This is a genomic window from Cupriavidus sp. FW306-01-F10A (assembly GCF_058782785.1).
In genome coordinates, this window is the sequence record NZ_JBYSYA010000002.1 from 173,972 (window position 1) to 198,275 (window position 24,304).

Annotated in this window: 20 protein-coding genes and 1 tRNA gene; 4 read left to right on the top strand and 17 right to left on the bottom strand. The window is 67.9% G+C overall.

Annotated features, from left to right (window positions below; genetic code table 11):
- Positions 1-86: 86 nt before the first annotated feature.
- A complete protein-coding gene (locus tag AC3WLF_RS03765) occupies positions 87-2,408 on the bottom strand; it encodes an NADP-dependent malic enzyme (RefSeq protein WP_010809179.1) in 2,322 nt (773 codons plus the stop codon).
- Between the two features lie 341 nt (positions 2,409-2,749).
- Positions 2,750-3,373, bottom strand: a complete 624-nt coding sequence (locus tag AC3WLF_RS03770) for a DUF4136 domain-containing protein (protein WP_492320974.1) — start codon at positions 3,371-3,373, stop codon at positions 2,750-2,752.
- A gap of 270 nt (positions 3,374-3,643) precedes the next feature.
- On the opposite strand from AC3WLF_RS03770, the gene pepN reads away from it, so the two are divergent.
- From pepN to AC3WLF_RS03785, 3 genes are all read left to right on the top strand, one after another.
- Positions 3,644-6,340: an aminopeptidase N gene (pepN, locus tag AC3WLF_RS03775; protein WP_492357345.1), complete on the top strand. Its 2,697-nt coding sequence runs from the start codon at positions 3,644-3,646 to the stop codon at positions 6,338-6,340.
- Positions 6,341-6,437: 97 nt separating this feature from the next.
- Positions 6,438-7,454, top strand: coding sequence for a class 1 fructose-bisphosphatase (locus AC3WLF_RS03780; protein ID WP_492320951.1), 1,017 nt, complete (start codon positions 6,438-6,440; stop codon positions 7,452-7,454).
- Positions 7,455-7,604: 150 nt separating this feature from the next.
- Positions 7,605-7,680, top strand: a tRNA-Thr gene (locus AC3WLF_RS03785).
- A 342-nt stretch (positions 7,681-8,022) separates the two neighbouring features.
- Here the strand turns inward: AC3WLF_RS03785 and ppk2 are convergent.
- Positions 8,023-8,940: a polyphosphate kinase 2 gene (gene ppk2 / locus AC3WLF_RS03790; protein ID WP_436221104.1), complete on the bottom strand. Its 918-nt coding sequence runs from the start codon at positions 8,938-8,940 to the stop codon at positions 8,023-8,025.
- A gap of 130 nt (positions 8,941-9,070) precedes the next feature.
- A complete protein-coding gene (locus tag AC3WLF_RS03795; protein ID WP_492357850.1) occupies positions 9,071-10,459 on the bottom strand; it encodes an FAD-binding oxidoreductase in 1,389 nt (462 codons plus the stop codon).
- Positions 10,460-10,704: 245 nt separating this feature from the next.
- Between AC3WLF_RS03795 and AC3WLF_RS03800 the strand changes: the two genes are divergently transcribed.
- Complete coding sequence (locus AC3WLF_RS03800) at positions 10,705-11,817, top strand: CapA family protein (protein WP_492357851.1); 1,113 nt, start codon at positions 10,705-10,707, stop codon at positions 11,815-11,817.
- 61 nt (positions 11,818-11,878) lie between these two features.
- Here AC3WLF_RS03800 and AC3WLF_RS03805 read toward each other — a convergent pair whose 3' ends face one another.
- From AC3WLF_RS03805 to AC3WLF_RS03865, 13 genes are all read right to left on the bottom strand, one after another.
- The gene (locus AC3WLF_RS03805; protein WP_013955963.1) at positions 11,879-12,034 is read right to left on the bottom strand and encodes a hypothetical protein; all 156 of its coding nucleotides are present in this window, start codon (positions 12,032-12,034) and stop codon (positions 11,879-11,881) included.
- A gap of 255 nt (positions 12,035-12,289) precedes the next feature.
- Positions 12,290-13,903 carry a flagellar assembly protein A gene (locus AC3WLF_RS03810; RefSeq protein WP_492357852.1) on the bottom strand — a complete coding sequence of 538 codons (1,614 nt, stop codon included), beginning with the start codon at positions 13,901-13,903 and terminating at the stop codon, positions 12,290-12,292.
- Between the two features lie 177 nt (positions 13,904-14,080).
- The gene (locus tag AC3WLF_RS03815) at positions 14,081-14,887 is read right to left on the bottom strand and encodes a hypothetical protein (RefSeq protein WP_492357853.1); all 807 of its coding nucleotides are present in this window, start codon (positions 14,885-14,887) and stop codon (positions 14,081-14,083) included.
- 41 nt (positions 14,888-14,928) lie between these two features.
- Complete coding sequence (locus tag AC3WLF_RS03820; RefSeq protein WP_153956191.1) at positions 14,929-15,270, bottom strand: hypothetical protein; 342 nt, start codon at positions 15,268-15,270, stop codon at positions 14,929-14,931.
- A gap of 16 nt (positions 15,271-15,286) precedes the next feature.
- Entirely contained in the window at positions 15,287-16,030 is a 744-nt protein-coding gene (locus tag AC3WLF_RS03825; RefSeq protein ID WP_492357854.1) for a lytic transglycosylase domain-containing protein, read from the bottom strand.
- Positions 16,030-17,400 carry an OmpA family protein gene (locus tag AC3WLF_RS03830; protein WP_492357855.1) on the bottom strand — a complete coding sequence of 457 codons (1,371 nt, stop codon included), beginning with the start codon at positions 17,398-17,400 and terminating at the stop codon, positions 16,030-16,032. Before AC3WLF_RS03830 ends, AC3WLF_RS03825 begins: the two co-directional genes overlap by 1 nt.
- A gap of 58 nt (positions 17,401-17,458) precedes the next feature.
- Positions 17,459-17,851: a hypothetical protein gene (locus AC3WLF_RS03835; RefSeq protein ID WP_492352960.1), complete on the bottom strand. Its 393-nt coding sequence runs from the start codon at positions 17,849-17,851 to the stop codon at positions 17,459-17,461.
- A 168-nt stretch (positions 17,852-18,019) separates the two neighbouring features.
- The gene (locus AC3WLF_RS03840) at positions 18,020-18,730 is read right to left on the bottom strand and encodes a TadE family protein (protein ID WP_492320958.1); all 711 of its coding nucleotides are present in this window, start codon (positions 18,728-18,730) and stop codon (positions 18,020-18,022) included.
- Positions 18,727-19,092, bottom strand: coding sequence for a DUF192 domain-containing protein (locus AC3WLF_RS03845; RefSeq protein ID WP_492357348.1), 366 nt, complete (start codon positions 19,090-19,092; stop codon positions 18,727-18,729). The genes AC3WLF_RS03840 and AC3WLF_RS03845 overlap by 4 nt, the downstream gene beginning before the upstream one ends.
- Positions 19,089-19,970, bottom strand: coding sequence for a type II secretion system F family protein (locus tag AC3WLF_RS03850; protein ID WP_492320960.1), 882 nt, complete (start codon positions 19,968-19,970; stop codon positions 19,089-19,091). The genes AC3WLF_RS03845 and AC3WLF_RS03850 overlap by 4 nt, the downstream gene beginning before the upstream one ends.
- A 12-nt stretch (positions 19,971-19,982) precedes the next feature.
- Positions 19,983-20,831 (bottom strand): type II secretion system F family protein, encoded by an 849-nt coding sequence (locus AC3WLF_RS03855; RefSeq protein ID WP_492311138.1) that lies wholly within the window; start codon positions 20,829-20,831, stop codon positions 19,983-19,985.
- Between the two features lie 9 nt (positions 20,832-20,840).
- Positions 20,841-22,700 carry a TadA family conjugal transfer-associated ATPase gene (locus AC3WLF_RS03860; protein WP_492320961.1) on the bottom strand — a complete coding sequence of 620 codons (1,860 nt, stop codon included), beginning with the start codon at positions 22,698-22,700 and terminating at the stop codon, positions 20,841-20,843.
- Between the two features lie 7 nt (positions 22,701-22,707).
- Entirely contained in the window at positions 22,708-24,132 is a 1,425-nt protein-coding gene (locus AC3WLF_RS03865) for a type II and III secretion system protein family protein (RefSeq protein WP_492357856.1), read from the bottom strand.
- Positions 24,133-24,304 lie beyond the last annotated feature (172 nt).

The following is a 24,304-nucleotide window of genomic DNA, read 5'->3' on the forward strand; positions in this document are numbered from 1 at the left end:
CCTGCGCGCTTGCCGCGGGGCACCATCAAAGAAAAAGCCGGATCATCAGACCCGGCTTTTTACATTGGCTCACGCCTTTCAGCGCATCAGCGCACCGCGTTGCTCTCCGCCACCGCCACGGCCGTCATGTTGACGATCCGGCGCGTAGTGGCCTGCGGGTTCAGGATATGCACCGGCTTGGCCGCGCCCAGCAGGATCGGGCCCACCGTGACGCCCTGCCCGCCCGTGATCTTGAGCAGGTTGAAGGCGATATTGGCGGCGTCCAGCGTCGGCATCACCAGCAGGTTGGCGCTGCCGGCCAGCTTGGTCGACGGCAGGAAATGGCGGCGCACGTCTTCGTCCAGGGCAGCGTCGCCCTGCATCTCGCCTTCCACTTCCAGGTGCGGAGCCACCTTGGCCAGAATCCCCGCGGCCTCGCGCATCTTGCGCGCCGACGGACGGGTAGAAGAGCCGAACATCGAGTGCGACATCAGCGCGACCTTGGGAACCAGGCCGAAACGCGCGATTTCCTCAGCGGCCAGTTGCGTGATCGCGGCCAGTTCGTCGGCGGTGGGATCGTCGTTGACGAAGGTGTCGGTGATGAACAGCGTATGCTTTTCGAGCATCAGCGCGTTCATCGCGGCGAACACCTTGGCGCCCGGCGCCAGGCCGATCACGTCGCGCACGTGCTCGAGGTGTGCCTCGAAGCGGCCCACCGTGCCGCACAGCAGCGCATCGGCATCGCCCATGTGCATCAGCATGGCGCCGATCAGCGTGTTGGAGCGGCGCAGTGCCACCTTGGCCATGTCCGGCGTCACGCCGTCGCGGCCGCGCAGCGCGTGGTAGGCCTCGTGGTAGGCGCGATAGCGCGGGTCTTCTTCCGGATTGACCAGATCGAAGTCCACCCCGGCCTTGAGGCGCAGGCCGGCCTTCTCGATGCGCATCTGGATCACGTGCGGGCGGCCGATCAGGGTGGGGCGGGCCAGCCCTTCGTCGACCACGGTCTGCACGGCACGCAGCACGCGCTCTTCCTCGCCCTCGGCGTAGGCCACACGCTTGGGCGCGGCCTTGGCGGCCGAGAACACCGGCTTCATGATCAGGCCGGTGTGATAGACATAGGTGGACAGCTGCTGGCGATACGCCTCGAGATCCTTGATCGGGCGCGTGGCCACGCCGGATTCTTCCGCGGCCTTGGCCACCGCCGGCGCGATCTTCTCGATCAGGCGCTGGTCGAACGGCGTCGGGATGATGTAGTCCGGGCCGAACTTCAGCTCACGGCCGCCGTAGGCGGCGGCAACGGCGTCGTTCAGCTCGGCCTCGGCCAGCTCGGCGATGGCCTTGACGCAGGCCAGCTTCATCGCTTCCGTGATCTTGGTCGCGCCGCAATCCAGCGCGCCGCGGAAGATGTACGGGAAGCACAGCACGTTGTTGACCTGGTTCGGGTAGTCCGAACGGCCAGTGGCGATGATGCAGTCCGGTCGCGCGGCCTTGGCCACTTCCGGGCGGATTTCCGGCTCGGGGTTGGCCAGCGCCAGGATGATGGGCTTGTCGGCCATGGTCTTGACCATCTCGGCGGTCAGCACGCCGGCGGTCGAGCAACCCAGGAAGACGTCGGCGTCCTTGACGATGTCAGCCAGCGTGCGCGCCGAGGTGTCCTGCGCATAGCGCGCCTTGTTGGCTTCCATGTTGGCGTCGCGGCCAACATAGATCACGCCCTTGGAGTCCACCACCGAGATGTTCTCGCGCTTCACGCCGAGGCTGACCATGGTGTCCAGGCAGGCAATGGCGGCCGCGCCGGCGCCGGACACGGCCAGCTTCACCTTGGCGACGTCCTTGCCGACCACCTTCAGGCCATTGAGCAGCGCCGCGGTAGAAATGATCGCGGTGCCGTGCTGGTCGTCGTGGAAGACGGGGATGTTCATGCGCTCGCGCAGCTTCTGCTCGATGTAGAAGCATTCCGGCGCCTTGATGTCTTCCAGGTTCACGCCGCCCAGCGTGGGCTCGAGCGCGGCAACGATCTCGACGATCTTGTCCGGGTCGCGCGCGTCGAGCTCGATGTCGAACACATCGATGCCGGCGAACTTCTTGAACAGGCAGCCCTTGCCCTCCATCACCGGCTTGCCGGCCAGCGGGCCGATATCGCCCAGGCCCAGCACGGCGGTGCCGTTGGTGACCACGGCCACCAGGTTGGCGCGCGAGGTGTACTCGGCGGCGGTGGCGGGGTCCTTGGCGATTTCCTCGCAGGCATAGGCCACGCCCGGCGAATAGGCCAGCGACAGGTCGCGCTGGTTGGACAGCGCCTTGGTCGCGGTTACCTGGATCTTTCCCTTGGTGGGGCTGCGGTGGTATTCCAGCGCGGCGAGGCGCAATTGCGCTTCAGGACTGTTCGGGGCATGTTGCGGTGCATCACCGCTATTCTTGCTGCTCATTGGCTCGTCCGGAAAATGGCCCGAACCGGAAGCGCCCCTCTCCCGCCAAGATCCGGCTCAGCCCCGATCGAGAAATCTCAGGATACGGGCCGGCAGCGAAGGACAACGCCTGGCAGCGAAACTGGCGATCCCGGCAGACAGGCCGGAAAAATCGAGCAACCATTCTAGCCCACGTGTCCGCGCAAAGTACCACCAGAGCCCGCCTGCAGGCCGCTTTTTGGGTGGATTATTCCAGTTAAACAGCTTTTACCATTGCGTATGCAATGCAGGTGCAGACGCATGCCCGTGCATGCATCCGCACGCATCGCCTGGCAGGGACCGCGCGGCCGGCCCCGGCCGCCCTACTTTGCGTTTTTCTCGACCTCGAGCGTCACCCGGCGCGGACGGCCGCTCTCGGCCGGGAAGTCGGTAAAGGCGCTGCGGATCAGGTAGGGCATGACCGCAGGCAGGCTGCCGTTCTCGGTCTGGTTCTGCGCGGTGACCTGGTAGACCCGCTTGCCGCTGGCCGCATCCCTGAAATACACCCGCAGGCTGGAGAACGTCACCGGAATGTCGCGCACCACGGTCTGCGGCGGCCAGTAGCCCGGCCCCCATGGGCCCCACGGACCCCAGGGCCCGTAAGGGCGGTAGTAGCCAGGCCCCCAGTACGGGCCCCACGGGCCGTACCACGGGTCCGGATAGACGGTCTCGGCCACGCGCACGATGCCGGGCGCGGCATCGAAGTCCATGCTGACGCGATAGCGCGCCTGTTTCGCCGGCGCCTGCTCGAAGCCGATCTCCGCCAGCGCCGCGGCCAGCCACTGCTCATAGGTCTGGCGGTCAAGCTGCGCCGCCTGCTCGGCGCTGCGCTCGAAGCTGTAGGTGCGCGGCGCATCGTTCTGCCAGCCGGGCTGGCGGAACGCCGTGACATCGGTCACCACCGTGCTGGCGCACCCTGACAGCAACAGCGCCGCCAGCAACGCCATCGCCCCCCACCACCTGCGCGGCCCCGCCGCTCCTGCCTTGCCGACACCGCCTGCGCGCTGCCACATAGTGCTACCTCGCTTTCCGCTGAATACCCACGTGTCTCTGAGACCACGCCGCCGGCGCGGAATTCCCCGCAGCTTGCCGATGCCGTGCTGCGCCGGGCCGCGCCCCGACCCCTTGGCTACAATGAGGACTTCAGCGCCATGCTTCGCTGCCGCGCGCATGGCCCGCCCCCTTTCCTAACGGTCTTCCGAAGACAGGATCTTTCCATGCTGCGCACCGACACGCCCGTTACCGTCTATCGCAAAGACTATACCCCGCCGCCGTTCGCCATCGACCACGCCGAACTGGTGCTGGACCTCGATCCCCAGCGCACCGTGGTCACCAGCACGCTGCGCTTCGCGCGCCAGGCCGGCGCGCCCGACGCAGCGCTGGTGCTGGCCGGCGAGGAACTCGAACTGATCGGCGTCAGCCTGGACGGCAAGCCGGTCGCCAACGCGACCCAGGATGCCGGCACGCTGACCATCCCCGGCCTGCCGGCGCAGGGCACGCTGGAGATCACCACCGCTTGCCAGCCCGCGGCCAATACCACGCTGTCGGGCCTGTATGTGTCCAACGGCAACTTCTTCAGCCAGTGCGAAGCCGAGGGCTTCCGCCGCATCACCTACTTCCTGGACCGCCCCGACGTGATGGCGACCTACCGCGTCACGCTGCGCGCCGACCGCGCCGCCTATCCGGTGCTGCTGTCCAACGGCAACCTGGTGGGCCAGCGCGAACTGCCCGACGGCCGCCATGAAGCCGTATGGGAAGACCCGTTCCGCAAGCCGGCCTACCTGTTCGCGCTGGTCGCGGGCAAGCTCGAATGCATCGAGGAACGGATCCAGTCCGCCTCCGGCAAGGACAAGCTGCTGCAGGTCTGGGTCGAGGCGCGCGACCTCGACAAGACCCGCCACGCCATGGATTCGCTGATCCATTCGATCCGCTGGGACGAGCGCCGCTTCGGGCTGGAACTGGACCTGGACCGCTTCATGATCGTCGCCGTGGGCGACTTCAACATGGGCGCAATGGAGAACAAGGGCCTGAACATCTTCAACACCAAGTACGTGCTGGCCAACGCGCAGACCGCCACCGACACCGACTTCGCCAATATCGAGGCGGTGGTCGGCCATGAGTACTTCCACAACTGGACCGGCAACCGCGTGACCTGCCGCGACTGGTTCCAGCTTTCGCTCAAGGAAGGCCTGACGGTGTTCCGCGACCAGGAGTTCTCGGCCGACATGATGGGCTCGGAATCCGGCCGTGCGGTCAAGCGCATCGAGGACGTGCGCGTGCTGCGCCAGGTGCAGTTCCCCGAGGACGCCGGCCCGATGGCGCACCCGGTGCGCCCCGACAGCTATGAAGAGATCAATAACTTCTACACGGTCACCGTGTACGAGAAAGGCGCCGAAGTCGTGCGCATGTACCAGACCCTGCTCGGCCGCGACGGCTTCCGCAAGGGCATGGACCTGTACTTCCAGCGCCATGACGGCCAGGCCGTCACCTGCGACGACTTCCGCGCGGCCATGGCCGATGCCAACGGCCGCGACCTGACGCAGTTCGGCCTGTGGTACAGCCAGGCCGGCACCCCGGTGGTGACGGCGCGCACGGACTGGAACGGCGACGACGGCAGCCTGACGCTGACGCTGTCGCAGCGCTGCCCCAAGGTCGGCATCGAGACCCGCGCCGGCACGCCCGAGAAGCAGCCCTTCCATATCCCGTTCGCGCTCGGGCTGCTTGGCGCAGACGGCAAGGACCTGCCGCTGCAGCTCGAAGGCGAAAGCACGCCCGGGACGACCACGCGCGTGCTCGACTTCACGCAGGCCGAGCAGAGCTTCCGCTTCATCAACCTGCCGCGCGGCGCCAGTGCCCCGCTGCCCTCGCTGCTGCGCAACTTCTCGGCGCCGGTGATCGTCGATGCCGAGTACACCGACGCGCAGCTGACCTTCCAGCTGTCGCACGACAGCGATGCCTTCAACCGCTGGGAAGCCGGCCAGCGCCTGGCCACGCGCGCGCTGCTGCAGCTGGTGGCCGAGGTCCAGGCCGGGCGCGAGCTCAAGCTCGATCCCGCGCTGGTGCAGGCCATGCGCGCCGTGCTCACCGACGACACGCTCAACCCCGCCTTCCGCGAACAGGCGCTGGTGCTGCCCGCCGAGGCCTACCTGGCCGAGCGCATGGGCGTGGCCGATCCCGCCGCCATCCACCGCGCCCGCCAATTCATGCGCGAAGGCCTGGCGCGCGCGCTGCAGGCCGACTGGCTCGCCGCCTACGAGGGCAATGCCACGCCGGGCGCCTACTCGCCCGATGCCACCTCCGCCGCCAGGCGCGCACTGCGCAACCTTGCGCTCGGCTACCTGGCCGACGGCGGCGATGCCGCGATGCAGGCGCTGGCCGAGCAGCAGTACCAGAACGCCGACAACATGACCGACCGCTTCGCCGCGCTGTCGGCGTTGGTCAACAGCTTCGCCCCCGGCCGCGAGCACGCGCTGGCGGACTTCTATGAGCGCTTCGAGGACGACCCGCTGGTGATCGACAAATGGTTCTCGCTGCAAGGCATGCAGCGCGGTGAAGTCGGCCCGCACGCCGGCAAGCGCACCATCGACACCGTGCTCGCGCTGATGGAGCACCCCGCCTTCAACCTGCGCAACCCCAACCGCGCGCGTTCGCTGATCTTCAGCTTCTGCTCCGGCAACCCGGCCCAGTTCCACGCCCAGGACGGCTCGGGCTACCGCTTCTGGGCCGACCAGGTGCTGGCGCTCGACGCCATCAACCCGCAAGTGGCGGCGCGCCTGGCGCGGGTGATGGACCGCTGGCAGAAGTACGAAATGGCGCTGCGCGACCGCATGCGCGCCGAACTGGAACGCGTCGCCGCCAGCAGCACGCTGTCGCGCGACGTGCGCGAGATCGTCGGCAAGGCGCTGGCCGCCTGAGCGGCGGGAACGACACAAGGAGGCCCGCCAACGCCCCCTTTGCCCGGCCAAGCGCGGCCGGGCATGTAGAATTGCGGCCATCCAAGGAGAACCAACCATGACTCGCATCAGCCTCACCCGCTACCTGGTCGAGGAGCAGCGCAAGCACAACACGATCCAGCCCGAACTGCGGCTGCTGATCGAAGTGGTCGCGCGCGCCTGCAAGGCCATTTCCAACGCCGTCAGCAAGGGCGCCCTCGCCGGCGTGCTGGGCTCGGCCGGCACCGGCAACGTCCAGGGCGAAACCCAGCAGAAGCTGGACGTGATCGCCAATGAAGTGCTGCTCGACGCCAATGAATGGGGCGGCCACCTCGCCGCGATGGCGTCGGAAGAAATGGAATCGTTCTACGAGATTCCCAACCGCTACCCGAAGGGCGAATACCTGCTGATGTTCGACCCGCTGGACGGCTCGTCGAACATTGACGTCAACGTCTCGATCGGCACCATCTTCTCGGTGCTGCACATGCCCAAGCCGGGCCAGACCGTGACCGAGGCCGACTTCATGCAGCCCGGCACCCACCAGGTCGCCGCCGGCTACGCCGTCTACGGCCCGCAGACCACCCTGGTGCTGACCGTCGGCAACGGCGTGCACATGTTCACGCTCGACCGCGAGGCAGGCAGCTTCGTGCTGACGCACTCCAATGTGACGATCCCGGACGACACCAAGGAATTCGCCATCAACATGTCGAACATGCGCCACTGGGCCCCGCCCGTGCGCCGCTACATCGACGAATGCCTGGCCGGCGAAGAAGGCCCGCGCGGCAAGAACTTCAACATGCGCTGGGTCGCCTCGATGGTCGCCGACGTGCACCGCATCCTGACCCGCGGCGGCATCTTCATGTACCCGTGGGACCAGCGCGAGCCGGAAAAGCCGGGCAAGCTGCGCCTGATGTACGAAGCCAACCCGATGGCGATGCTGGTCGAGCAGGCCGGCGGCGCCGCCACCAACGGCCACCAGCGCATCATGGACGTGCAGCCCGAAAAGCTGCACCAGCGCGTCTCCGTGATCCTGGGCTCCAAGAACGAAGTGGAACGCGTCACGCGCTACCACCTGGAAGCCGAAGGCAAGGCCTGATTCCGGCCGCGCGGCAATAGCACGGGGCGCCCAGGTGGCGCCCCGTTTTCTTTCGGCCCCGGCCGGATGGCACGGGCGACACAAAAGGGGTTCACAGGGCGGAAAAACGCTGCTATTATTGCGGGCTGTTCCAGTTCACCGGAACATGTTGCCGAAGTAGCTCAGTCGGTAGAGCAGCTCATTCGTAATGAGAAGGTCGGGGGTTCGATTCCTCTCTTCGGCACCACAGAATTCCAGGGCATCGCCCACACAAGCCAACCCGGACAGCGTCACGCTCTCCGGGTTTTTTGTTGCCTGTGATCGGGCAAAGCCGGCGGTGGCAGCGGGCGCCCCAGCCGGTGCGCCCACCAGTAGCGGAAGGGATGATCGAAGTCGGGATAAAGCACCGGCTGGCTGAAGCAGCCGGCACGCTTCATCAGGAGGTAGGCAGCAAGCATGGCCGCCCAAAAAACTAGCAGTTCCACGATAACGGCCACCCTTGGATTTACAGGCGGCTGTTTTCATTATAGGTAGCCGCCTACCCCAGGGGGACGATGGCGCACCCGTGCAAACCCTAGGGTCTGTTCCCTCAATACACATCCGGAACGATCATCTCCTTCGGCACCGGTTGCCGCACATAGTCCTCATGCCGTTCGCGCCCCGGCAGCACCACGCTGGGTGCCTCCACTTCCGCATAGGGCACCTGGCTCAGCAGGTGATGGATGCAGTTCAGCCGTGCGCGCTTCTTGTCGTCGGCCTGCACCACCCACCACGGCGCCTCGGCAATATGCGTGCGCTCGAGCATGATTTCCTTGGCCTTGGTGTAGTCCTCCCAGCGGCGCTGCGATTCCAGGTCCATCGGGCTCAGCTTCCACTGCTTGAGCGGATCGTGGATGCGGCTGAGGAAGCGCAGGCGCTGTTCGTCGTGCGTGATCGAGAACCAGTACTTGATCACCTGGATGCCGGAGCGCACCAGCATCTTTTCGAACTCGGGCACTGAGCGGAAGAACTCTTCGTACTGGTCGTCGGAGCAGAAGCCCATCACGCGCTCGACGCCGGCGCGGTTGTACCAGCTGCGGTCGAACAGCACGATCTCGCCGGCGGCGGGCAAGTGCGCCACGTAGCGCTGGAAGTACCACTGGGTGCGTTCGCGGTCGTTGGGCGCTGGCAGCGCCGCCACGCGGCAGACGCGCGGGTTCAGGCGCTGCGTGATGCGCTTGATCACGCCGCCCTTGCCGGCGGCGTCGCGTCCTTCGAAGATGATGACGATCTTGTGTCCGGTGGCTGCCACCCAGCTCTGCAGCCGCACCAGTTCGCCCTGCAGGCGGAACAGCTCGCGGAAATAGTGGCGGCGGCTGTCCTGCTCGGCCTCGTCGTCCAGGTGCACCGGATCGCCGAAGGCCTCGCTGGCTTCGCGGTCGTCCAGTTCCAGTTCGATCTCTTCGTCGTAGTAGTCGGCCACCTCATTGTGGATGCGCCGCACCAATTCTGCTTCGCCCGGTCTCATCTGATCTGCTCTCCCTGTGGATACAACGCGGTCGCGCCGATACTCGCATGCCGGTATTGCAGCCGCGTGAAAGCGGGGCAGGCCAACCGCCCTGCCCCGCCTTCCTGCCTGCCCCTGCAGATTACGCCAGTTACGCCGCCGGATTGATGTTGTGGTTGTGGCGGAACAGGTTGCCCGGGTCATAGCGCCGCTTCACCTCGACCAGCCGGTCGTAGTTGGGCCCGTAGGCCGCGCCGATGCGGTCGGTTTCTTCCTGCGTCAGGAAGTTCACATAGACGCTGCCCAGCGCGAAGGGCGCTGCCGCGCGGAACACTTCACGGGCCCAGCTGATGCACTTGTCGTCGTCAGCGGGCGCGTCCCAGCGCCCGTGCAGGTTCATGATGAAGTTGGCGTCGCGGCTGGCGTAGGCGGTGGCATCGGGCGCGACGCGGTTGGTCTGCCCGCCCATGGCGCCGATAAAGACCTCGCATTGCGGCGAGGGCAGTTTGCCGATCTGTTCGATCAGCATCGTGATCAGGCCGTCGTCCAGCCCGGCGAAGTTGTGCGATTTCCAGTAGTTGCGCGCGCCCGGTGTCAGCAATGGATCGAACGCCTGCTGCCATGCCGTGAGCGGCATCGGGCCGAGATGCTCGCCATAGGGTGTGCCGAGCTTGCGCAACGGCTCGACCAGTTCGGGGCCTTTGTCAGGCGGGCCGATATAGCAGATCGCCAGTGCCGCGACCGGCTTGCCGTGCGTCTCGGGCGGCAGGAACGGCAGCGGCGGCGCCTGGCGCAGCACCACCCAGACGGTCAGCTCGTCAGGCATCGACTTGAACAGTTCACGGTAGGCCGGCAACACCGCGGCGGCCTGTTCCAGCGGATAGACGATCAGCCCGCCATAGATCTCGGGGCCGACCGGGTGCAGCCGGAACTCGAACATCGTCACCACGCCGAAGTTGCCGCCGCCGCCGCGCAGCGCCCAGAACAGGTCGGCGTTCTCGCCGGCGCTGGCGCGCACCAGCTTGCCGTCGGCGGTCACGACCTGTGCCGCCACCAGGTTGTCGACGGTGGTGCCGAACTTGCGGCTGAGCCAGCCGAAGCCGCCGCCGAGCGTCAGCCCGGCCACGCCGGTGGTGGAGTTGATGCCCAGTGGCGTGGCGAGGCCAAAGGCCTGCGCCTCGTGGTCGAAATCGCGCAGCGTGGCGCCGGGCTCCACATAGCCGCGTTGCGCGTGGGGATCGATGCGCACGGATTTCATCTGCGACAGGTCCAGCACCATGCCGTCCTCGCAGATCGCCAGCCCGCCGATATTGTGGCCGCCGCCGCGTATCGACAGCAGCACGCCATGGTCGCGCGCGAAGTTGACCGCGGCGATCACGTCGGCAGCGCCCGCGGCCTGCACGATCAGTGGCGGACGGCGGTCGATCATCGCGTTCCAGATGCGGCGCGCTTCGTCGTAGCCGCTGTCGTCCGGCTGCAGCAGGCGCCCGCGCAGCTGCGCCTTGAGTGCCTCAATGTGTTCCTGCGATGGCTGGGCCATAGTGTGCCTCCCGATGCTGGTTGGAAACATCGGACGGCGCGCGGCGTCTGGGTGCAGGGAAATGGCCACGAGGACCGATGACTAGATCATTTAAGGCAGTCACCGCTTGAATGTAAATGGGCCTTTGGCCCCACGCGCACAATCCCCATGGCAAGTACCGCAACGCGTTCATGCCGCCCCGCCACCCTGCCGGCCTATCATGAATGAACAGCCGGGACGGCGCCCTCGCGCCGTCCGTCTGCACCATGAACACAGCCAGCCACCCTCCCCTGTTCCTGTGCGGCGACGTGATGACCGGGCGCGGCATCGACCAGATCCTCGCGCATCCCAGCCAGCCGCTGCTGCATGAATCGTATGTGCATTCGGCGCTCGACTACGTGCGCCTGGCCGAGCACAAGGCCGGCCCGATCGCACGCCCCGCCGCGCCGGAGTACCCCTGGGGCGATGCCCTGGCGGAACTGGAAAGCCGCGCTGCGCGGCCGCGCATCGTCAACCTGGAAACCGCCGTCACCACCAGCGACGATGTCTGGCCCGGCAAGGCGGTGCACTATCGCATGCATCCGGACAATGTCGCCTGCCTGCAGGCCGCCGGCATCGACTGCGCAGTGCTGGCCAACAACCATGTGATGGACTGGGGACGCGCGGGCCTGACGGATACGCTGGCAGCGCTGGACGGCGCGCATATCGCGCATGCCGGCGCCGGCCCCGACGAGGCAAGCGCGGCGCACGCCGCACTGCTGCAGCGGCCCGGCGGCGGCCGCGTGCTGGTGCTGGCCCTCGCCATGGAAAATGCCGGCACCCCCGCGGCCTGGCGCGCCAGCGCCGGACATTCCGGCGTGAACCTGCTGGAAGACTGGTCGGTGGCATCGCGCGAACGCATTGCCGCGCAGGTGCGCAAGTTCAGGCGTGCCGGCGACATCGTGGTGGTATCGATCCACTGGGGCCCGAACTGGGGCTACCACACCGACCCCGCGCAACGCGCCTTCGCCCGCGCGCTGGTGGAGGGCGGCGAAATCGACATCGTGCACGGGCATTCCTCGCATCATCCGCTCGGGATTGAGCTGCATGCCGGCAAGCCGATCCTGTACGGCTGCGGCGATTTCATCAACGACTACGAAGGCATCGGCGGCTACGACGCTTACCGGCCGGACCTGGCGCTGATGGTCTTTGTCAGCTTCGATGCCGGCGGCAGCGCCGACCTGCGGCTGGTGCCGTTGCGGCGCAGCCATTTCCGGCTGGCCTATGCGCGCGAAGTGGATATGGCGTGGCTGCAGGCCATGTTCGAAGACGAGGGACGGGCACTCGGCACCCGGGTGGAGCGCAGCGGCTTGCACGAACTGCGCTTGTGGGCGGCTTGAGCCTCAGCCCATGAAAAAGCCCGCCGTTGCGGCGGGCTGCCCGAAAGCCAATCGCCACGCGTCAGTGGCGATGGATCATGTGGTCAAACCAGGTGCGCACCGACTGCTCCTGCTGCTGCAGCAGCGTCGGGTTCTTTTCCCGCAACATCCAGATGGTAAATGCGGCGCACGCAACAAGGGCGATCAGGACCAGCGCGGTAATCAAGGTGGCGGCCATCGCAACCTCCTTTGGATAATGGTTGCACCTTCAGTGTAGTTCGCCCGGCAGCCGTCCCGGAAAGCAGAAAGGCCAGCCTTGATGGCTGGCCTTCCGGTTATTCCAGTGCCACGTGAGTTGGTTCCGTGTAACGCTTCCGCAGAGTGCTGATCCGCTTCTTCATTCACTGCCCGACTCTAGCTCACTCGCCCATCCTGCGGCACCCCAGGACATAACTGCAGCATAGTACAAATCCCCGCGGATAACAGCGCGCGTTCAGCTGACAGCGATGCGGTCGTCGACCAGGCGGATCTGGCCGCCAGGCTTGTCTTCCATCACTTTGAGCACGCGGCTGCCTACCTGCAGCGTGACGCCGCCATGGATGCGGCGCGCGGCGTCGATCACGGCCTCGGCGGCCGGCTGCATCTGCTGCCCCAGCTCGGCCAGGCGGGCCTCCAGCTCGAACAGGTCGCGCGACAGCTTGAACAGTGTCGCGCGTGCCTGTTCGCGCAGGTCGCCCACGGCCTTCTCGGGATGCTTGGCAAAGAAATCCACCAGCTGCCTGACCTTGTTCTGCTCTGCCAGCATGCGGCGGCGCTCGGCTTCCAGCGCGGCGCGCTGTGCGTCGGCAAATGGATTCAGGCCGACCTGGATGCTGGTGGCGGTGCCGGCCGGCGCGCCCAGCACCGCGGCGCGCACCGCCAGCAAGGCACGGCTGCGGCCGCCGCTGATGCTGCCCTGCGCGCCGGTGCCGCCCACCACGATGCGCTCGCCGGCAGCAACATCGCTCTGCCGGATGCCGCTTTCGACGTTGACCTCGGTCCCGGCCTCGACCACGGCGTTCTCGATAAAGCGCGCCTTCACCGCGCCCTTGCAGCGCACGCTGGCGCGGCTGATGCCGCCTTCGGCGCGGCCGGTGTCGGCCTTGCCGATAATGCCGCCCTTGACGATGACATTGCCTCCGGCCTCGACATTGGCGGCTTCGATGGTGCCCTCGACCACCACGTCGCCGCTGACGTTGACCGACATGCCGGTGCGGATGTCGCCCGACACGCGCAGCGTGCCGTCGAACGCCACGTTGCCCGAGTGCAGGTCGACCGATTCCACCTGCACCACGGGGCTGACCGAGATGCCGTGCACGCCAACCACCGGAGATCCGGCGATCACCGCGCGCAGCAGCTCCGCATCGTCGGCATCGGCGGCAGCGCCGGTCAGGCCTTCGGCAAAGGGCGGATCATCGACCGGATCGGCGGCGACGGGCTTGCCAAATACGTCGACGCCGTCATTGCCGCGCACCGCCGGAACGCGCCGCATCAGCGGCGTGCCGGGGCTGACCAGCAGCAGATTGCCCAGGTCGCGCAGGTCGACCTTGCCGGCCTCGTCGTCAGGCTGCGCCGGCTTGCGCGGTTCGAGCAGGTTGATGAAGCGCGCCGGCTCACCCTGGCGCGGCGCGACGCCGGCAGCAATGGTGCGCAGCTCGCAACGGCCTTCGGCCAGCGCGGCGTCCAGTGCCAGGGTCTGGATCGGCGCCACCACGCCGCGCGCCGCCGCGGCACGGCGGATGTCCTCGGCGCCGACCGGGCGGCCGCCTTCAGCTGGCAGCAGCGTCAGCCGCACTGCCAGGCCGTCGGCGGTGATGTCGAGCTCGAACGCGCCGTCGATCAGCGCACCGATGGTGGCATCGATCTCATGCTCGGCGCGCTGGCATTGCGCCAGGAACTGCGCCATCGCGCGCGCATCCAGCCGCGCCCCGGCCCAGCCCAGGCTGTCCAGGCATTGGCGCAGGCTGGCCTGGTCCGGCGGCAGCCTGCCTGGCTGCGGCGTGTAGCGCGCATGCACCTGCTCGCCTGGCTCGGCAAGCTCCAGGCGCAAACCCGACTCATGCGTCATGCGTCCCCTGAATCGTCTTGTGCAGCCGCGCGGCGGGTGCCGGCGCTCCGCTTGTTATCGATCCATAAACCAACGGCAGCAGCGCAGAGAACTTTAGCGCACACCTTGCCGCGTCGGCGGGGCTGCCATCGCCTTCGTGGGCAAGCGCCTGGGGGGACGATCCGGACGATGTCCGGGCTATTTGACCGAGACCACCTCGATGGTACCGGTCTGGCCGCTCTGCACGACCTCCTGCTTCATGACCAGGCCCATGTCGGGGCAGTACCAGTCCGTAACGCTGGCGCTCGCCGGCGGCACCGACACGGTGTGGCCCGCCACCGTGACCGGCGCCATGGTCGTGCTGCGCTCGTAGCGGACCGGCCAGCAGGATTTCTGGCCGAGGCGGGTGGGGATGGTCGCGCGCTTGCCGACGACCTTGCCGCCGATGGTGATCTTGGCGGACGGGATCCTGGCCTGGCCGGCGCTCTGGCCGGCGGCGGTCATCTGCAGGTCCATGCGCACCGTCTGCGACTCGCCCGGCAGCCGCTGCCCTTCCGCTTCAATGACGCCGCCGTAGGCCAGCGTGCCGACCGCGCTGCTGTCGAGCATGCCTGATGCCGTGCCGGCGGCGCTCTTGCCCTCGACCTTGCCCGGCGCGCCGCCGCGCGAGATGGTCAGGCGGTCTTCGATCACCGCCATGGTGTAGTCCAGCCGCGTCTCGTTGCCCGAGCCGGCCGCGGCCACCTTCGACACGACGCTGATATTGGCATTGCACTGGCCCTTGCCCGACTTGCGCACGCCGGACACGGACATGGTCGCCGTGCCCGGCGCACCGCCCTGCATGGTCATGCGGATCTCGCCGCCGTCGTGCATCCACGGCGCATCGCAGACGCCGGCCGCTGCGGCTGCCGGCAGCAGCAGCGCAGCGAGGGCCACGCTTGCGCCAAGCGCCGTGCGGCGGTCCAGGGATTGACGCGCGCCAGCGCGGTCGGAATTCTTCGGCATCTGTCGCCTCTCCATTGGTCAGTTCAGCAAAGCACCGGCAGTCAGTCCTTGCATTGCGGCATGTCGCGGAAGCTGTCGCGCACCGTCGCACAGGACTGCGCCAGGCCATCCTTGTCGGAGACGCCGGCCCAGCGCGTGCGGATCGATTCCAGCTCGCCGGGCAGCCCGTCGCGCAGGGTCTGGGCGGCCGCGGCCTGCCCCGACTTGTCGAGCTTGGCCGCCATGTTCTCGGTGCAGGCGCGCTGCGCGGCCTCGGCTTCCTGGCAAGCCTTCGGCAAGGCATCGCTGGCCGCGGCGGAACGCCCTTCTTCCTTGCCACAGCCGGCAACGGCCAGCGCCAGCATGACCGGCAGGCAGGCACGCGGAATCCAGTACGACTTCATGACTTCTCCTTTTTCTTCACCGCGGAGGCGGGGGGTTCTGATACGAGACAATGGCAAGGCCGCCGTGCTGCGCCGGCGACGCCGGCTGGCGCAAGGGCGCCGCGGTGCTGCCGTCCTGGCCGCCGCGCAAGCGCGCATAGCGGCCCAGCACCTGCGGCACGTAGGCCTGGGTCTCGGCAAACGGAGGGATGCGCGACCCGTGGCGCAGCACCGCGCCTTCGCCCGCGTTGTAGGCGGCCAGGGCCAGGCTGGTGTCGCCGTTGAAGCGCGATAGCAGGCCGCCCAGGTAGGACGCACCGGCCTGCAGGTTCTGGGCTGGATCATAGGCATCGGTCACGCCCAGCATGCGAGCCGTGGCCGGCATCAGCTGCGTCAGGCCGATGGCGCCCTTGACGGAGGTGGCTTGCGGGTTCCAGCCCGACTCCACCTCCACCATGGCCATCAGCAGATGCGGGTCCACCGCCGCGGCCTGCGCCGCGCGGTGCGCGAGGGCAACCAGCTCAGAGGGTGGGGACTTGGCGCTGACGACCGCGGCCTTTGCCGCCGCCAGCGTTGGCAGCCCGATAAACGCCCGCGCTGGCAATTCCGCGGGCGCCGCGGTGGACGCCAGCCGTGCCGGCGCGGCGCTGCGCGACGTGAGGAAGGTCACGCCGCTGCCGCGGTCGGCATGCATCACGATCTCGGCGCCGGCCGGCACCGCGCCCGCCAGCAGCATTGCCGCCACCACACCGCGCGCCGGCGCGGCCACAAGCGCAGGCATCACTGCTTGGCCAGCTCCACGCGGCGGTTCTGCGCGCGGCCGAACGGCGTGTCGTTGGGCATCAGCGCATGGGTGGCGCCATAGCCCTTGGCATCGAGGCGGTCGGCGGGCACGCCAGCGCTTTCCAGGTAGCGCTTGACGGCGGCGGCGCGGCGCTCGGACAGCGGCTGGTTGCGCGCGTCGCCGCCGGTGCTGTCGGTATGCCCCTCGACGCGCAGGCGCCAGTCGGGGTGCGCCAGCACCGCCTTGGCGGCACGGTCCAGCAGCGGCCGGGCCGCCGCGCTCAGCACGTCGGAATCGGTTTCGAAGTTGACGCCGTAGAGCTGCACGCGGCCCGCGCCTTCCAGCGCCTGGCCGATGGGATCGGGGGCTGCCTCGGCCTTCGGGAAGCACGGCGGCGCCGTGTCCGCCAGGCGCCAGCCGCCGGCCTCGCGCACGCTGTCGAAGGTGCGGGCATCGCCCTTCACCAGCGCCGCGTAGGCATGGCTGCCGTCCGGGCTGAAGGCCATGGCGCCCTTCTCAGGCGCGCCCTCGGTGGTGCGCCGGAAAGCCAGCAGGGCGCCATTTTCCAGCCCGCCGGAAATCGTTCCCAGCACCTGCGTGATCTTCATCTGCTTGTTGCTGTAGTCGCCTTCCACGTAGCAGCCTTCCACCGCGGCGCCGTCCTGGTGCAGCAGCACGTAGCCGGACGAACCGAATTCCACCGGGAACTGGTAGATGCCGCCCACCTGGCGCACCTTGTCGGCCACGGCCTCGGGCTTGCCGTAGGCCATGAACTGCTGCAGGCCGATCTGGCCCTCGTCCTGGTCGCCCGGCCAGCGGTTGCCGGTAAGCGTCAGGCGCAGGGCCCCGGCCTTGACGGGCTGGGCCAGCGGCACGCGGGTATCGTAGCCGTCCTGCCCCGGCAGGTCCGCATCGTAGATCACGGTCCAGGGGCCTTGCGTGCCGCCGGCCGAGGCTTCGACGCGGGCATGGCGCGCATTGCTGCGCGCCCCGGCATCGGACAGGCCGCGGAAGCGCAGCACGTCGACGGACGAGGCCTGCGCCAGCGCAATCACCAGCTCCTGCCGGCTGCCGTTGCGCATAAAGCCGGCATGGTCCGGAATCTCATTGAGCAGCGGATACCACGAGCGGTCTTCCTTGTCGCGGTTGACCACGAACGCGCCGGACCACAGGCCGGCAACGTTGGTTTGCGCGGGCGTTGCCGGCGCCGATGCCACGGGCTGCGCCGATGCCGCTGCAGGCGCGGGCTGCGCATCGCCTTGCGCAGCGGCGCTGTCAGCAGGCTTCTTCTTGCAGCCCGCCAAGGCCAGCAGGGCCACGACGCCCAGGCCGATGGCGGCCTTGCGGGTCGTCAGTCCAAACGTCATTCCCTTCAAGGTACTTCCCCTTCTTCTTTTTGTGATGCCGGCCGGTCCGGTGCGCGCCTCAATGCGGGGCGCGCATCAGCATGTCGATCTTCTGCAGCCGCGCGCGGACTTCGCGCTCCAGCGGCGCCAGTGTTTCCGGGCTGGCTCCGGCCTTGCTGGCGCGCGCGTAGTTCGCGATCGCCTCGTTCATGCCGCGCTGCTCTTCGGCCAGCGCACGCTTGACCAGCTCGCGCTCATCGCTGGCCGCCACGCTCGGAATCGCCGCCTGCGCGGCGCCCGCGACGGCGGCCTGCGCCTGGTCGGGCGCGTTGCCGCGTGCGGACGGTGCCGCTGCCTGGGGCGCGGAAGCCGCCGGAGCCCGCGCTGCCGACGCCGGCACGGCGCCGCTCACCGCCGGCGGCGCACGCCGCGTGGTGATGATCTGCACGCCTTCGGAGCGAGAAACCTCCATCGCCGCCAGCGCCGGTCGCGGCACGAACCCGAGGTTACACAACAACAGCAACGCCAAACAACCCCGCTTCGGCAATTTTGTCGACCTTGTCGATTCTGGCATCGGTGTCTTCGGGCCTATCCCGGCAAATTTTCACAAATACTTACAAAAACGGCGGCTGCGGAAGCGTCAGTTGCCGCGATACGGCGATTGCATCCGCACGATCGCCTCGGACTCGAGCGGGATGCGCCATTCCGACGCCAGCGTGGCCCGTCCGGTGCAGAAATTGGGCGTGGTCGGGACCTCCATGCCGCCGTACGAACCGGTTGCAACAAAATTCCGGATGCCGTTGACCAGCGAGTAGATGGTGCGATCGGCAAACGGCACGAACATTTCATAGCAGTACGTGACCCGGATCTTCAGCAGGTTGGCGTCCTGGATATTGACGCCAGAAGACGGCCCCGCGCTGGTGGCGCGGTACATCAGGCTGTCGTTGGGGATCTCCCGCGTGGTCTTGCCGGCGTAGTAGCCGCTTCGCCCGAAATCCTGCAGCGCCGCCGGCGTCGGGTTCAGCACGTCGATCCTGGCCTGGGTGCGGGCTTCGAACTGGGCCTTGGCATAGCCGGTGGCATGCGCGGTACGGTCGGCGGAGCGCACGAACAGCGGCGTCAGCCCCAGCGCCAGCCCCTTGCGCATGCTGGCCAGCCGCCCGTGGTCGACGGCGCCTTCGCGCGCGGCCTGCAAGGCGGCGTGGTCGAGCGTGGCCTTGGCCTGGTACAGCAGCCCGAACTGGATCACGCCCAGGCACAGCAGCAGCAGCGCCGGCGCGATGATCAGGAATTCCACCGCGGACTGTCCCCGTGCCCCGCGCCGCGCCGCGTGCTTTTGCTGGTGCGTCATGGCCCCTCCTCCCGCATTTCCAGGGTCTGGCCCGGCGCAATCCCCAATGCCGCCGCGCGCCCCGCGCCGAGCTCAAGCGTCTGGCACGCGCGCCAGTGAGCACGCACGCGCTGGCGCCCCACGCTCGGGTGCACCGCCAGCACGCGCTGCCGCTTGTCGAGAAACACCACGTCGATCGCCATGCGCATGCCAAAGGTGTGGACGGCGCCGCAGGGAGACAGCAGCAAGGCTTCGTCCGGTGCCATCGAATCGCGGCTGAGCAGCCCCGTCATGCGTTCGCGCGCAGTGGCCGCCACCGACACCCGCACGCCGGTGTCGAGCGTGCCGTGGCTGGCCCGCAGGTAGAGGCGCGCCTGCCTCACAGCAGCCCTTCCTGCATGAATTTCATCACGATCGGGAAGCCAAGCACGATAAAGGTGACCGGGAAGATAAACACCACCAGCGGAAAGATCAGCTTGACCGGCGCTTCCATGGCCTGCTTCTCCGCGCGCTGGAAGCGCTCGGTGCGCCGCTGCTCCGACTGGAAGCGCAGCGTGGCGGCCAGCCCCGAGCCCATGCGCTCCGCCTGGATCACGGCACCGACGAAATTGGTGACCTCCTTCACGCGCAGGCGGTCATCCATGCGGCGCAGCGCATCGGCGCGGCTCAGGCCCGACTTCAGGTCGCGCAGCACGTGCTCGAACTCGCGCCGCAGCGGGCCCTCAGGCCCCTTCTCCACCGCCTGCAGCAGTGCGCCGTTGATGTTCAGGCCGGCCTCCACGCTCAGTGTCAGGAAATCCAGAAACACCGGCAGGTGGCGCGTGATCTGCAGCAGGTTGCGCTTGCGCACGTCGCGTAGCCAGATGCGCGGATAGAAGAAGCCCAGCGCGCCGGCGGCAAGCAACAGCAGCGGCGAGAACACGTCCAGCCCCAGCATGGCTATGCCCGCCAGCAGGCAGAACGCCAGCGCCGAAACGATCGACAGCGACAGGAACTGGCGCGCCGTCATCAGGAACGACATGCCCGTCAGGCGCAACTGCTCGTCCACCGCGGCGCGCAGCGACTTCGGCGTGATCCAGACGAAATGGTGGTCGAAGAAGCGCACCACCGGCCAGACCGCGCGCAGCGACGGCGGCAGCGGGTCGAGGTAGTCGCGCGCCTCGTCGGGCACGGCCACGGTGAGGCGGCGCATGGCCATGGTGGTGGCGGCGAGCACGCCGACCAGGCCGGCGGCGAGGGCGAAGGCAACAACAAGCATCATGGTCGGCCCCGGTCAGACATCGATATGGGTGATCTTGCTGATCGCCTTGTAGCCAAGCAGCTCCATCACCGCGATCACGGACAGCGTGCCCCAGCCGATCGGCGAATTGAACAGCGGCGCCATCGCCACCGGCTCCATGTGGTTCAGCACCACGATCAGGAACAGCGGCAAGCCCGTCATCACCAGGCCCTGCATCTTGCCCTGCGCGGTCAGCGCGCGGATCTTGCCTTCCATCTGGTGCTTCTCGCGCAGCGTGCGCGCCACCGACTCCAGCGTCTCGGCCAGGTTGCCGCCCACCTCGCGCGAGATCGTGATGGCCGCGGTCACCATCAGGAAGTCGGGCACCGGGATGCGTTTCTCCATATTGCGCAGCGCGTCCATCAGGTCCACGCCAAGCCGGACTTCGCGCATCAGCAGGTCGAACTCCTGCGAGATCGGCGGGCGCGACTCGGCCACCACGCTTTCCAGCGCCATCGGGAAGCTGGCGCCGGCGCGCAGCGCGCTCGACATCATCAGCAGCGCATCCGGCATCTGGTCTTCGATGGCCATCAGGCGCTTGCGCTGCATCTTCTTCACCAGCGCGCGCGGCAGCAGCAGGCTCACCGGAATGCTGAGCATCGCGAAGAACACGTTCTGCGACACCAGCCAGGTCAGCAGCGGCAGCGCGAATACCGCCACCACCGAGATGCCGGCCACCTGCCGCATGTTGATGAAGATGAAGAGATCGGCCAGCGAGGCCTCGACCTCGGTCGCCAGCGTCTGCGTGTGCCGCACGAACCAGCGCTTGCCCTGCGACAGCACGGCCCACGCAATCAGCACAGTCATCAGGAAGGCGCCGCACAGCACCAGGGCAAGGTTCATATGGCCTCCTTACTCGTCGCGGGCGGTGAAGATGCCCGTATTGACCTGGATGCCGCGACGGATCAGGTCCTGGTAGAAATCCGGGATATACGAGGTGGCGACATAGCGCCCCTTGACCTTGCCGTCGGCACCGTAGCCTTCCTCGCGGAACATGAACACGTCCTGCAGCTGCACCACGCCCGTTTCCATGCCGCTGACCTCGGTGATATGCGTCACGCGGCGCGAACCGCAGGAGAAGCGCGTCTGCTGCACGATCACGTCGACCGCCGAGCAGACCTGTTCGCGAATGGCCTGCACCGGCAGGTCCAGCCCCGCCATCAGCGTCATCACCTCGAGACGCGACAGGCAGTCCCGCGGCGAGTTGGCGTGGGCCGTGGTCAGCGAGCCGTCATGGCCGGTATTCATGGCCTGCAGCATGTCCAGCGCTTCCCCGCCGCGGCATTCGCCGACGACGATGCGGTCCGGGCGCATGCGCAGGCAGTTCTTGACCAGGTCGCGGATCGTCACCGCGCCCTTGCCTTCCATATTGGGCGGCCGCGCCTCCAGCGACACCAGGTTGGGCTGCGACAGCTGCAGTTCGGCAGCATCCTCGACCGTGACGATGCGTTCGTCATCCGGGATGAAGCTAGACAGCACGTTCAGCAGCGTGGTCTTGCCCGAGCCCGTGCCGCCGGAGATCACGATATTGGCGCGCCGCTCCACGGCGGTGCGCAGGAACTCCAGCATCTCGGGCGACAGCGAGCCGAAGCCGACCAGGTCTTCGCCCCTGAGCTTCTTGCGCGAGAACTTCCGGATGGTGATGTTCGGCCCCTTGAGGGCGAGCGGCGGGATCACCGCGTTCACGCGCGAGCCATCGGGCAGGCGCGCATCGACCATCGGCGAGCTTTCATCGATGCGCCGTCCCAGCGGCGCGACGATGCGCTCGATGGCGCCCAGCACGGCGCGGTCGTCGGTAAAGATCACCGGCGAACGCGTCAGCCTGCCGGCGCGCTCGACAAAGATCTCGTCATGGCAGTTGACCATGATTTCCGAGACCGCGTCATCGTCCAGCAGCTCTTCGAGCGGACCCAGCCCGATCACTTCGTCGAAGACGCTCTGCTTGAGCGCGTCCAGCGGGATCTCCTGACTGCGGAACACGCTCTCCTTGAGGATGTCGTCGAGCAGCGAGCCGACCAGTTCGCATAGCTCGTCCTCGGCCATGCGCGCGACGTTGACGCGGCGCAGGTCGAGCGCAGCGATCAGGCGCTGGTGCGCCTGCTTGCGCAGTTCCACGCCGCGCGGCGAGTTGATGGGCGCGCGCAAGGCCTCGTCGAGCGGCGCCGCCGGCGCAGGTTTGGCGGCCACCGGCGCTGGCTTCGGCGCAGGTGCCGGCGGCCTGGGTGCGGGCACGGCTTCGCGCGGCACCGGCTCGCTTGCCTGGGGCGATGGCGACAGGGTCACCGCCTCCCGCGGCGGCGACGGAGGCGGCACAGGCATGGGCACCGGCACCGCCGGTTGAGGCGCCACGGCATCCTGTGGTGGTTGGGCGTGGTGCTGCAGCGGCGATGGCTGCGCCGCCACGCCCGCTCCCGCACGCCCCGGCTCGGCCACGACCGACAGCACGAAGCCGCCGATCTCGATCTGGTCGGCCGCGGCCAGCGGGCCATAGCGCGTGATCGGGTCGCCGTTGATCAGCGTCGAGGCAATGCCGCCCTGATCCTCGATATACCAGCCGCCGTTGTGTCCTTCGATGCGGGCGTGGACCTTGCCGATCAGCAGGCCCTTGAGGACGACGTCGCAGCCGGGATCCTTGCCGATGGTGCAGCCCGGCCCCTTCACATGGATCACCTCGGCGCTGCCATTGCGCTGCTGCAGGCGGATATTGAGCATGGCCGGATCAGCCTCCGTTCATCGGGTCGACGCCGGGCGGCGGCAGCGGCGACCGCTTCTGCTCCATCACTTCCTGCTCGCGCACGGCATTCGCAGCGGGCAGCGGGCTCGGCTCGCCGAAGCGGTGGCGGTAGTTGGCATCGACATCCGCACCACGCTGCAGCAGCGCGGCGTTTTCCGGGCTGGCCGGGTCATAGACGACCGGGGTGACAAAGATCACCAGGTCGCTCTTGTTGTTGCGGAATTCGTCGGAACGGAACAATCGCCCGAGGATGGGAATGCTGCCCAGCAGCGGCACCTTGTCGACGGCCTTGGACGCGTCGGCATTGACCAGCCCCGAGATCGCCAGCGTTTCGCCCGCGCGGATCGAGGTCTCGGAGGTGGTGCGGCGCGTCAGGAACGCCGGGAAGCCGCCGAACGATACCGACGGGTCGATCTGGCTGATCTCGGTTTCCAGCGTGGTCGAGATGACGTTGTCGACGTTCACCGCCGGGCGGATGTTGAGCTTGATGCCGTACGGCTTGTAGTCGACGTCGGTGGTGCCGAACGCGCCGGCCTTGGGAATCGGCACTTCGCCGCCGGCCAGGAAGGTGGCCAGCCCGCCGCTCTTGCTGTTGAGCTCCGGCGCGGCGAGCACGTAGGCATCGCCATCGGAGATGGCCAGGTTGATGCGCGAGAAGATGGTCGTGGCAATGCCGAGATAGAAACCGCTGGCGGCGCCGGCAACCTGGCTCGGGGTATCGGTGAAGGTGGCCGCATCGGTGGACGGCAGCGTGCGATAGCGCCCGGTGTGCACCGGATTGCCCGCGAACGCGATCTGCGGCCCGTTGAAGCTCTGCTGCCAGGCAATGCCCAGCTTCTCCATGCCGCGCCGGGTGATCTCCATGATGTGCACCTTGAAGTGCACGGTCTTCTTCAGGGCGTCGCCCTCGTCGGCGCGCACCAGGTTGACCACGCTGTCCAGGCCCGAGGTGGCGGTCTTGATCAGCGGCACCATCTGCGGATCGACGATGCCCGACAGCACCACGCTGGGGCCGACCACCTCGATCTTCAGGCCGCGCACGCTGCCCAGCGACGCCCGCAGGCGCTGGGCCACGTCGGCGGTATCGGCCGGCGCCACGCGCAGCTTGCCCTGCAGCGCCACGCCGCGCTCGTTCCAGACGATCAGGCTGGTGGTGCCGATCTCCTCTGCCAGCAGCAGCAGGCGGCCGTCGACCACGGTGCTGCTGACCAGCGCGCCGTTGCCGATGGCCACGCGCTTGATGGTGCCCGGCACCTCGAGCGCGCGCACCTCGCCCTTGAACAGCTCGATCGCACCAAAGCGCGCCGGCAGCTCGTACGACGGCGGCTGCGCGCCTGTGCGGGCCGCGGTGGTCACGGGCTCGGCGGCCCAGGCTCCCGAGGCCAACGCGGCTGCCGCCAGTGCTGCCATACCCCCGCGCACCGCATGGCGCGCCCCCTTACCCGTTTTCCCGTCCGGTGCTCTGTGTACCGTGACCGCCTGCAGGCGCCCGGCGATGCCGCCGCGCTGCGCGAAAGACCCATCCATTGCGTGTTCCGTCAGTTGGTGTTCTGGATAATCCGATGTCGTGCGGCCGCCGCGC

Coding starts and splice junctions, on each gene's coding strand:
- AC3WLF_RS03810 (WP_492357852.1), bottom strand. CDS start 13,903: ATGACGCATGAGTCGGGTTTGCGCCTGGAGCTTGCCGAGCCAGGCGAG.
- AC3WLF_RS03855 (WP_492311138.1), bottom strand. CDS start 20,831: ATGAACCTTGCCCTGGTGCTGTGCGGCGCCTTCCTGATGACTGTGCTG.
- AC3WLF_RS03830 (WP_492357855.1), bottom strand. CDS start 17,400: ATGACGTTTGGACTGACGACCCGCAAGGCCGCCATCGGCCTGGGCGTC.
- AC3WLF_RS03805 (WP_013955963.1), bottom strand. CDS start 12,034: ATGGCCGCCACCTTGATTACCGCGCTGGTCCTGATCGCCCTTGTTGCG.
- AC3WLF_RS03820 (WP_153956191.1), bottom strand. CDS start 15,270: ATGAAGTCGTACTGGATTCCGCGTGCCTGCCTGCCGGTCATGCTGGCG.
- ppk2 (WP_436221104.1), bottom strand. CDS start 8,940: ATGAGACCGGGCGAAGCAGAATTGGTGCGGCGCATCCACAATGAGGTG.
- AC3WLF_RS03825 (WP_492357854.1), bottom strand. CDS start 16,030: ATGCCTGCGCTTGTGGCCGCGCCGGCGCGCGGTGTGGTGGCGGCAATG.
- AC3WLF_RS03850 (WP_492320960.1), bottom strand. CDS start 19,970: ATGATGCTTGTTGTTGCCTTCGCCCTCGCCGCCGGCCTGGTCGGCGTG.
- AC3WLF_RS03800 (WP_492357851.1), top strand. CDS start 10,705: ATGAACACAGCCAGCCACCCTCCCCTGTTCCTGTGCGGCGACGTGATG.
- AC3WLF_RS03780 (WP_492320951.1), top strand. CDS start 6,438: ATGACTCGCATCAGCCTCACCCGCTACCTGGTCGAGGAGCAGCGCAAG.
- AC3WLF_RS03835 (WP_492352960.1), bottom strand. CDS start 17,851: ATGGAGGTTTCTCGCTCCGAAGGCGTGCAGATCATCACCACGCGGCGT.
- pepN (WP_492357345.1), top strand. CDS start 3,644: ATGCTGCGCACCGACACGCCCGTTACCGTCTATCGCAAAGACTATACC.
- AC3WLF_RS03765 (WP_010809179.1), bottom strand. CDS start 2,408: ATGAGCAGCAAGAATAGCGGTGATGCACCGCAACATGCCCCGAACAGT.
- AC3WLF_RS03770 (WP_492320974.1), bottom strand. CDS start 3,373: ATGGCGTTGCTGGCGGCGCTGTTGCTGTCAGGGTGCGCCAGCACGGTG.
- AC3WLF_RS03840 (WP_492320958.1), bottom strand. CDS start 18,730: ATGACGCACCAGCAAAAGCACGCGGCGCGGCGCGGGGCACGGGGACAG.
- AC3WLF_RS03795 (WP_492357850.1), bottom strand. CDS start 10,459: ATGGCCCAGCCATCGCAGGAACACATTGAGGCACTCAAGGCGCAGCTG.
- AC3WLF_RS03860 (WP_492320961.1), bottom strand. CDS start 22,700: ATGCTCAATATCCGCCTGCAGCAGCGCAATGGCAGCGCCGAGGTGATC.
- AC3WLF_RS03865 (WP_492357856.1), bottom strand. CDS start 24,132: ATGGCAGCACTGGCGGCAGCCGCGTTGGCCTCGGGAGCCTGGGCCGCC.
- AC3WLF_RS03815 (WP_492357853.1), bottom strand. CDS start 14,887: ATGCCGAAGAATTCCGACCGCGCTGGCGCGCGTCAATCCCTGGACCGC.